This is a genomic window from Stenotrophomonas sp. 2YAF22, assembly GCF_052114665.1.
Taxonomy (GTDB): domain Bacteria; phylum Pseudomonadota; class Gammaproteobacteria; order Xanthomonadales; family Xanthomonadaceae; genus Stenotrophomonas; species Stenotrophomonas indicatrix.
The window spans coordinates 1-6,348 of the sequence record NZ_JBFRFE010000207.1; the positions used below are offsets into that span (position 1 = coordinate 1).

The 6,348-nt window shown below is 65.4% G+C and carries 11 protein-coding genes and 1 pseudogene; 8 read left to right on the forward strand and 4 right to left on the reverse strand.

The annotated features are described in order from the left end of the window. Window positions 1–346 precede the first annotated feature (346 nt). Together AB4Y84_RS10085 and AB4Y84_RS10090 are read left to right on the forward strand one after the other, a co-directional pair. Window positions 347–1,486, forward strand: a complete 1,140-nt coding sequence (locus AB4Y84_RS10085) for a hypothetical protein (protein ID WP_442244518.1) — start codon at window positions 347–349, stop codon at window positions 1,484–1,486. Window positions 1,487–1,686: 200 nt separating this feature from the next. Further along, window positions 1,687–2,355, forward strand: a complete 669-nt coding sequence (locus tag AB4Y84_RS10090; protein WP_080149773.1) for a hypothetical protein — start codon at window positions 1,687–1,689, stop codon at window positions 2,353–2,355. 18 nt (window positions 2,356–2,373) lie between these two features. Here AB4Y84_RS10090 and AB4Y84_RS10095 read toward each other — a convergent pair whose 3' ends face one another. After that, the gene (locus AB4Y84_RS10095) at window positions 2,374–2,694 is read right to left on the reverse strand and encodes a hypothetical protein (RefSeq protein WP_025879041.1); all 321 of its coding nucleotides are present in this window, start codon (window positions 2,692–2,694) and stop codon (window positions 2,374–2,376) included. Window positions 2,695–2,823: 129 nt separating this feature from the next. Further along, on the reverse strand, window positions 2,824–3,168 hold the full coding sequence (locus AB4Y84_RS10100) for a winged helix-turn-helix transcriptional regulator (RefSeq protein WP_025879040.1): 345 nt from the start codon (window positions 3,166–3,168) through the stop codon (window positions 2,824–2,826). An 87-nt stretch (window positions 3,169–3,255) separates the two neighbouring features. On the opposite strand from AB4Y84_RS10100, the gene AB4Y84_RS10105 reads away from it, so the two are divergent. Next, window positions 3,256–3,582, forward strand: a complete 327-nt coding sequence (locus AB4Y84_RS10105; RefSeq protein WP_442244519.1) for a nuclear transport factor 2 family protein — start codon at window positions 3,256–3,258, stop codon at window positions 3,580–3,582. A 100-nt stretch (window positions 3,583–3,682) separates the two neighbouring features. Here AB4Y84_RS10105 and AB4Y84_RS10110 read toward each other — a convergent pair whose 3' ends face one another. Next, window positions 3,683–4,324 (reverse strand): glutathione S-transferase family protein, encoded by a 642-nt coding sequence (locus AB4Y84_RS10110; protein ID WP_442244520.1) that lies wholly within the window; start codon window positions 4,322–4,324, stop codon window positions 3,683–3,685. A 195-nt stretch (window positions 4,325–4,519) separates the two neighbouring features. Between AB4Y84_RS10110 and AB4Y84_RS10115 the strand changes: the two genes are divergently transcribed. After that, a complete protein-coding gene (locus AB4Y84_RS10115) occupies window positions 4,520–4,840 on the forward strand; it encodes a hypothetical protein (RefSeq protein ID WP_080149919.1) in 321 nt (106 codons plus the stop codon). Between the two features lie 17 nt (window positions 4,841–4,857). Here AB4Y84_RS10115 and AB4Y84_RS10120 read toward each other — a convergent pair whose 3' ends face one another. Further along, window positions 4,858–5,160 (reverse strand): hypothetical protein, encoded by a 303-nt coding sequence (locus AB4Y84_RS10120; protein WP_025879036.1) that lies wholly within the window; start codon window positions 5,158–5,160, stop codon window positions 4,858–4,860. A 167-nt stretch (window positions 5,161–5,327) separates the two neighbouring features. Between AB4Y84_RS10120 and AB4Y84_RS10125 the strand changes: the two genes are divergently transcribed. From AB4Y84_RS10125 to AB4Y84_RS10140, 4 genes and pseudogenes are all read left to right on the forward strand, one after another. Further along, the gene (locus AB4Y84_RS10125) at window positions 5,328–5,558 is read left to right on the forward strand and encodes a hypothetical protein (protein ID WP_033832573.1); all 231 of its coding nucleotides are present in this window, start codon (window positions 5,328–5,330) and stop codon (window positions 5,556–5,558) included. A gap of 67 nt (window positions 5,559–5,625) precedes the next feature. Then, window positions 5,626–5,913 carry a hypothetical protein gene (locus tag AB4Y84_RS10130; RefSeq protein ID WP_025879034.1) on the forward strand — a complete coding sequence of 96 codons (288 nt, stop codon included), beginning with the start codon at window positions 5,626–5,628 and terminating at the stop codon, window positions 5,911–5,913. A 43-nt stretch (window positions 5,914–5,956) separates the two neighbouring features. Further along, entirely contained in the window at window positions 5,957–6,172 is a 216-nt protein-coding gene (locus AB4Y84_RS10135) for a hypothetical protein (protein WP_025879033.1), read from the forward strand. Continuing rightward, a pseudogene (locus AB4Y84_RS10140) lies at window positions 6,160–6,348 on the forward strand (hypothetical protein); the annotation flags it as partial. The gene AB4Y84_RS10135 and the pseudogene AB4Y84_RS10140, both read left to right, overlap by 13 nt.

Genomic DNA, 6,348 nt, shown 5'->3' on the forward strand with positions numbered 1-6,348 from the left:
GAGCGTGGGCTCGCTGATGCCGAAGATGGATCTCCTTCGGCCTACTTGGTGGCTGCATTCCCGGCAGTGCCCATGCCGCTGTTGGGAGCTGCCATTCTTCGCGCCCCCTGCTGCACTTCGGAGCTGAGCCAGCGCAGCCTTCTCCCGATGGCTCCTCATCCTCGAAATCCACAATCCTGATTCGTTGTGCGCAGCTCGGTCAGCATCTCCTGCTCTTGTCGTTGGAGCGTGGGCTCGCTGATGCCGAAGATGGATCTCCTTCGGTTCGCACGCTTCATTCAATGGAATACGTGTCGGCAATCTGCCCGAGGTTGTTAAGAGGGGAGGGGCCTGCCAGCCCCTGCCGATGGTCACGTTGTGGAACCTTCGGCGCCATGCTCGAATCGGGCCACCCGATCGTCCAGGAGCATGTCGGATGTCATTCAGATCGCAGGCAGTGCATTTTGTGTGCATCGCCGTTCTTGTGCTGGCGCCCCAGTGGGCCCGTGCCGGGTCGGCAAGCTCGACACTGCAGGCGCCCCCATTGGTTACGGTGGGCTACGACGAAGCCTTTGATCTGTTCAATCTGTTGGACAACCTGCCCGATTGGCTGCCTGGCTATACCAACGCGATCTACCAGCAGGACTGGGAGCGCAGGTTCGGGTTGGATGCTAAGGATCGTGCTGCGCTCGAGGCTTATGCACGGTTTCGTCAACGCACTTCCCCGATGGCCCGCAATGACGAGGGGAAGCGGCCTCTGGCAGACAGCCTGTTTGCCGGCAGCGATACACGCATTGGCGACCCATACACCGGCTACTTCCAGAACGCGGCATCATTCTCTGCCGCCACCGAGGCCGCCATCGCCGCACAGGCCGCTGGTGACCGGGAATTGTTGAGGCGTTTCTATGCACGCTTTGCGCCCCGTGCGCGCGCACTGCTGACCGGGACGGCGCGCTTCAGCCAGCAACAGGAGACGTTGACCCGGGAACTGGCGGCGCCGGAGGCTGCTGCATTTGCCGCGCGCCTGCGCACCTTCTACGGTGCGGAGGCCGCGCCCATCTTCCAGGTGCGATTCGTGTGGTGGCCGTATTCGAACCGCACCCAGGCCAAGCTGCGCGGTGGCTCCATTGTGCTGTTCTCCGAGCAGCACGTGCAGGATGACTGGGCGCCGATCGTGCTGCACGAGTACGCGCACTTCCTGTCGGCGGGGCAGCCTGCTGCCAACCGGGAGGCGATGGCGGCAGCGTTCGCGCAGCTGTGCCCCAGTGCGCTGGCCCTGCCCAATCCGCTGAACGCACTGGAAGAGCCGTTGGCCATCTACTGGGGCCAGTATCGGTTCGAACGGGACGTGCGTGGGAAAGCGCTGTCCAGCGATTCGTCATGGTATGCCCAGCCGCACGCTGACCGCGCAGCCAAGGCAATCGCGGCTGCATTCCCGGCCGAGCGCCCGGCGCCAGCGCTTGCCGTGGGGCCGTTGCTGGAGGCAGCGGCTTCCGTCTGCGAATGAGCTCGAGCGATTGCCGCATTCTGCGACTCGATGGCGAAGAGCATCCGAGCCAGCACAGACACGGGGAACCGTGGCGAGTGACGTCGTCCAGGATTGGACCTGCAGATGGGACTTGCCGGCATCGGCTCTGACCAGAGCGCGGCCACTCTTCCCCCGCCCGTGATCCCGGCTTCACGCGCCGCACGCTATCCACAGCGGTCATGGACCTCATACGACTGCTGCGATCGCTGGAAGAATTCCTCTACGAGCTGGTCGGCTGGCTGGTGTTCTATCCGCGGATGTTCTGGCGGGTACTGATTCACCCCGGCGAGGTCGCCCTCTACACCCGCCGCGAGCTCGGCAAGGATTCGGACCAGCGGTTCTCCGATGCGATCAGCCCGGTGCTGATGCTGATCCTGTCGGTGGCCATCGCCCATGCGCTGGAGATGGCGCTGCGCATGTCCTCGCCCCGACTCAGTACACCGGTAGGGCAGCTGCTTTTCAGCAGCGAGCAGGGGCTGCTGCTCACCCGCTCTGCGGTGTTCTGCGTGTACGCGCTCGGCGCGGCACTGGGCACGCTTCGGCGTCAGCGGCTGCCCGTGAACCGCGAGACGCTGCGCGAGCCCTTCTCCATCCAGGCGTTCATCGCATGCCCCTTCGTGGTGGCACTCGCGCTGGCGCAGGCGGCAGCTGCTTCCCCGTCGCAGGCCGGCCCGTTCACCGCGCCAGCCATCGGCGCGCTGGCGGTGGCGTGGTACCTGTGGGCCCGCATGCGGGCCTTCGTGGCCTTGAATGGAGGATCAGCGCTGCGTGCGCTCGGCTCGGTAGTGGTCTCGTTCCTGCTGACGACGATCGGGGTTGTCGGCCTGTTTGCTGCCGTCATTCTCTGATCTTCAACAGGGCGGCGATCACTCGAGAGCGTGATCGGATTTGCGCGGTGGCACTGCCGTGGCCTCACCGCGCTGCAGGAGGTCGAAGAAGTCCACTGCCTCCGCCGCCAGCGCGTCGTGGGCGTCGAAATCCCAGTTCTGCTTGTACTCGCGGGCGAGCAGATCACAGACGGCCTTGGCCTGCTGGTAGGTCTGCGACTTCTCCCCGCGATCGGCCAGCTGGTCGCGGTGGATCTGGCACAGCATGAGCTGGTGGGCATCTTCGGCCCGCTCGCGCTCCCAGCCGATGTCGGGCAGGGCGGACAGTGCTGAGGCAAGCGCGATGGCAATCAAGGGCATGATCCGGTTCCGGGCGGGGGGGCGGAACCTGAGCGTAGGTGATGGTGCGGTGCGCGTGGCCGCACGCGCGATGGCCGTTTTACGGGGTGTTCACCATTCGCAGCAGCATGGTGGCTGCGCTGAAGGTGGTCATGCCGATGGCTCGCCTGCCGCTGGTTTCTGCTCCTGCCACAGCAGCAGCGCGTCCAGTGCCGGGCACAGTGCCTGCCCCCACGCACTCAGTCGATACTCCACTTTCGGTGGCACCTGCGGATACACCGTGCGCAGCACGATGCCGTCGGCTTCCAGTGCACGCAGCTGCTGCGCCAGCATCTTCTGCGAGATGCCGGGGATGAGCCGCTCCAGGTCGGAATAGCGCTGCACCTTGCCGTCGAACAGGTGGAAAAGGATCAACAGCTTCCAGCGGCCTTCCAGCAGTGCGAGTGCACTGGCCACGTCCGCGGCGGCGGTCTCAGGGGTATAGGCCTTTCTCATGGGGTGGGTCACTTACCTTCAGGTGCGTTCTTGTGGCGGCCAGGTTGCGGTTCGAGAATAGCGCCAGTCCCGCCTGGAGTGCCTGCGATGTCGATCGATCTTCCCGCGCCGTTGTCCCGCTATTTCCTGCTGGCCAATGGCGAGCCCGGAACGCACGTAGAGCAGTGCTTTGCCGCAGGCGCGACGGTGCGCGATGAGCGCCAGCAGCACCAGGGACACACGGCGATTGCCGCCTGGGTGGCGCAGACGCGTGCGGCCTACCAGCAACACGTGGTCCCCCTGCAGCTGCACGTGCAGGACGGTCGCCACATCGTATCTGCACAGGTCAGCGGCACGTTCCCGGGCAGCCCGGTGGTGCTGACACACGCGTTCACCCTGGAAGGGGACGGCATCGTCGCGCTGGACATCCACTGATCCAGTGGCTGTTGCTTCCGGAGATCGGGTGGCACGCGGATGGCTGCCGATTGACGCGTAGCAGTACCAATGGATGGCGAACTCCACGCATGGCGTGGAGCTACAGGTTCTGGAACACCGCCAGCTGCGCGGCGAAGGCACGCTGGTAGGCCGGCCGCGCGGTCGCGCGGTCCACGTAGGCAGCAAGGTCTGGATACTCGCCGACGATGCCGCTGCTCTGCAGCCGCAGTAGCACCGACACCATCAGCAGATCGCCGGCGCTGAAGTCTCCGTCCAGCCATGGTGCATCGCCCAGCCGGGCGGACAGCTGGCTCAGCCGCCTGCGCACGCGCTCGTCCAGCATCACCAGCCGTTGCCCGTACCAAGGCTGTTCGCGTTCCAGCACCCACGCCATGGAGCGTTCGACGATCGGCGGCTCCACGGTATTCAGCGCGGCGAACATCCAGGTGATCGCACGCATGCGCGCACCCGCATCGACGGGCAGCAACCCGGGGTGCTGCTCGGCCAGGTGCAGCAGGATCGCGCCTGATTCAAACAGCACTACGTTGCCATCTTCATAGGTGGGAATCTGACCGAACGGATGCCGCGCCAGGTGCGCCGGCTGTTTCATCTCCTCGAAGGAGAGCAGATGGACGTCGTAGGCGAGGCCCAGCTCTTCCAGCGCCCAGCGCACGCGCATGTCGCGGGCCAGCCCCTGGCCACGGTCCGGGGAATGCTTGAATGCGGTCAGGATCGGCGTCATCGGGATGTCCATCGGCGTTGGCTGCCACGTTGGCCGGCCTTTCTTCTCTCGACGCCCGGACGGCTCGGGAATCGACACGCCTCCGCTGACCGAGGGCCCGACATCGCCGGCCCGGATGAACGGTTCACGTCGGACGATTCGCCCGGGAGGGTCGGTGCAGCGATACTGCCGTCCTGCACACCCTTGGGGAAGTACGTGAGCACGTCCAGACTGCCGCGCATCGTTGGGTTCGACGTGCCACGGCTTCACCAGCAGGTCGATGCGACTGCCGATGAAGCCATCACCGCGCTGCTCGATCAGGCACCCGATGAACAGTGGACCGGCCGCTTCCTGCAGCACTGCGCGACGCTGGCGTCGCAGCTTTCATTGGCGGAAGTGAGGGTGGAGGGCACCCGCATTGCCTTCCACGGTTCGATCGCCGATGCGCGTGCCTTGGCCGATGCGGTCATCGCGCTGGTGAACCGGTTGAATGATCAGCTGATGCAGGAAGGCAACCAGCTCGCCGGCGAGGAGTGATCTGCGCGCAGCCGGTGTCAGCCCGCCTGCGGGGCCAATGCCGGTCCGGACAGGCGCGCCCAGCAGCCCATCGCCATTTCCGCCGACCCCGGGTGGCCACGCAGGCTGGTGCGCAGCGCGAGCCGTGACTGCAGATCGGTGAGCCACGCCGTGCGCGTGCCATGTGGGTTGCGGACATAGATGTCGCACGCCAGGCGGATGACCGGTGCGACCTCGTGGCGGAAGTTGATGGCGGGCAGATCGCCCGTCTGGAACGCGGCCTGCCAATGCTGCAGCTCGCGCTCGACGTCAACGAAGTCCTTGTTGGTGATGCGTTCCATGAGACTTCTCCTGTTGGAACGCCAACGTACACCTGTGCATGTCAGGAGCCTGTGTGCGCGCAGCGCTGTTCATGGTGCCCGTTCATTAATCTCCGGCTTTCATGCAGCTGCGTAACCGGCCCACGCCCACAGTGGCGTTGCAGCAGATCGCTGCGGTGGAGCAAGACATGAACAACAATACGCCGCAAGGCCAGACCGACCGCACCAACGCCCCGACCGGAATCAAGCAGGCCGCCCAGCAGGGCCAGGCCGACGGCAACGCAATGGGCGGCGACCGGAAGCAGGACGGCAAGCAGCGCCAGCAGGAGCAGCAGGTCCAGCAGGATGCAAAGCCGGTCGGCCCGCAGAAGTCCGGGCAGGAACAGAAGAGCGAGCCGGGCCGTGACACCCGTCGCTGAGCAATAAGCGAAGAAGAGGCCGCGCGTTGCGCGGCTTTCCTCTGTCCAACGTTCGGGAAGAGCGCTGATGCCATCCCATGCCCGTGCGGTAAGCCTGATGACGAAGATCATGTACCAGTGCCGTCCGGCAAGAACGACGACGATGGCGCGCTGCCGCGCCTGCCAGGCCCCCAGTCCGGGTGGCATGGAGTGCGCGCGTTGCCTTACCGAAGAACTCGGGGGCGTGATCGGCAACCGCGGTGCTGCGGCACGGTGGCTGGATTCGTTCCTGAAGGTGCAGCAGGACGAGGCGTTCGTTTTCGTGTGCGCCAAGCGGGTCGAGGAAATCGCGTCGGCGGGTCGCAGTCTGGAGTGACATCGCGCAGGCGTATGCTCGAACTCCAATGGGAGCGAGCGTCATGTCTTTTCAGATCAACCTCTATGACAGGGATGGACGCGGGCTTCGCCTTCCCGATGGATGGTGGATCGACCTGCACACCGACCCCCCCGCGCTGGTCAACGGCGCTGTCCGCATCGATCTGCCGGCGTCCGCGCGCAACGAGCATCCTGATCTGCAACCGGACGTCCTGAACCATCTCCGCCGCCGTATTGAAGGTGCGCAATGGCTAACCTGACCTACCATCCGCCGCTGGGCGTGCGCTGGCTGACGTTCCGCCTGCGCAACGGTCAATCCATCGGCCCGGAGAAGCTGCGGGCCGTGTGGTCCGATGCCGCAGAAACCAACAACTGTTCGGTGCGCCGCGAGCACGTGGAAGGCGCCGGCTTCGTCTATGCGCTGTACGCACCGAGC

Excerpts from the sequence above, each read along its gene's own strand:
- AB4Y84_RS10110 (WP_442244520.1), bottom strand. The coding sequence starts at position 4,324 with ATGACGCCGATCCTGACCGCATTCAAGCATTCCCCGGACCGTGGCCAG.
- AB4Y84_RS10085 (WP_442244518.1), top strand. The coding sequence starts at position 347 with ATGGTCACGTTGTGGAACCTTCGGCGCCATGCTCGAATCGGGCCACCC.
- AB4Y84_RS10095 (WP_025879041.1), bottom strand. The coding sequence starts at position 2,694 with ATGCCCTTGATTGCCATCGCGCTTGCCTCAGCACTGTCCGCCCTGCCC.
- AB4Y84_RS10090 (WP_080149773.1), top strand. The coding sequence starts at position 1,687 with ATGGACCTCATACGACTGCTGCGATCGCTGGAAGAATTCCTCTACGAG.
- AB4Y84_RS10130 (WP_025879034.1), top strand. The coding sequence starts at position 5,626 with ATGCCATCCCATGCCCGTGCGGTAAGCCTGATGACGAAGATCATGTAC.
- AB4Y84_RS10135 (WP_025879033.1), top strand. The coding sequence starts at position 5,957 with ATGTCTTTTCAGATCAACCTCTATGACAGGGATGGACGCGGGCTTCGC.
- AB4Y84_RS10100 (WP_025879040.1), bottom strand. The coding sequence starts at position 3,168 with ATGAGAAAGGCCTATACCCCTGAGACCGCCGCCGCGGACGTGGCCAGT.
- AB4Y84_RS10125 (WP_033832573.1), top strand. The coding sequence starts at position 5,328 with ATGAACAACAATACGCCGCAAGGCCAGACCGACCGCACCAACGCCCCG.
- AB4Y84_RS10120 (WP_025879036.1), bottom strand. The coding sequence starts at position 5,160 with ATGGAACGCATCACCAACAAGGACTTCGTTGACGTCGAGCGCGAGCTG.
- AB4Y84_RS10105 (WP_442244519.1), top strand. The coding sequence starts at position 3,256 with ATGTCGATCGATCTTCCCGCGCCGTTGTCCCGCTATTTCCTGCTGGCC.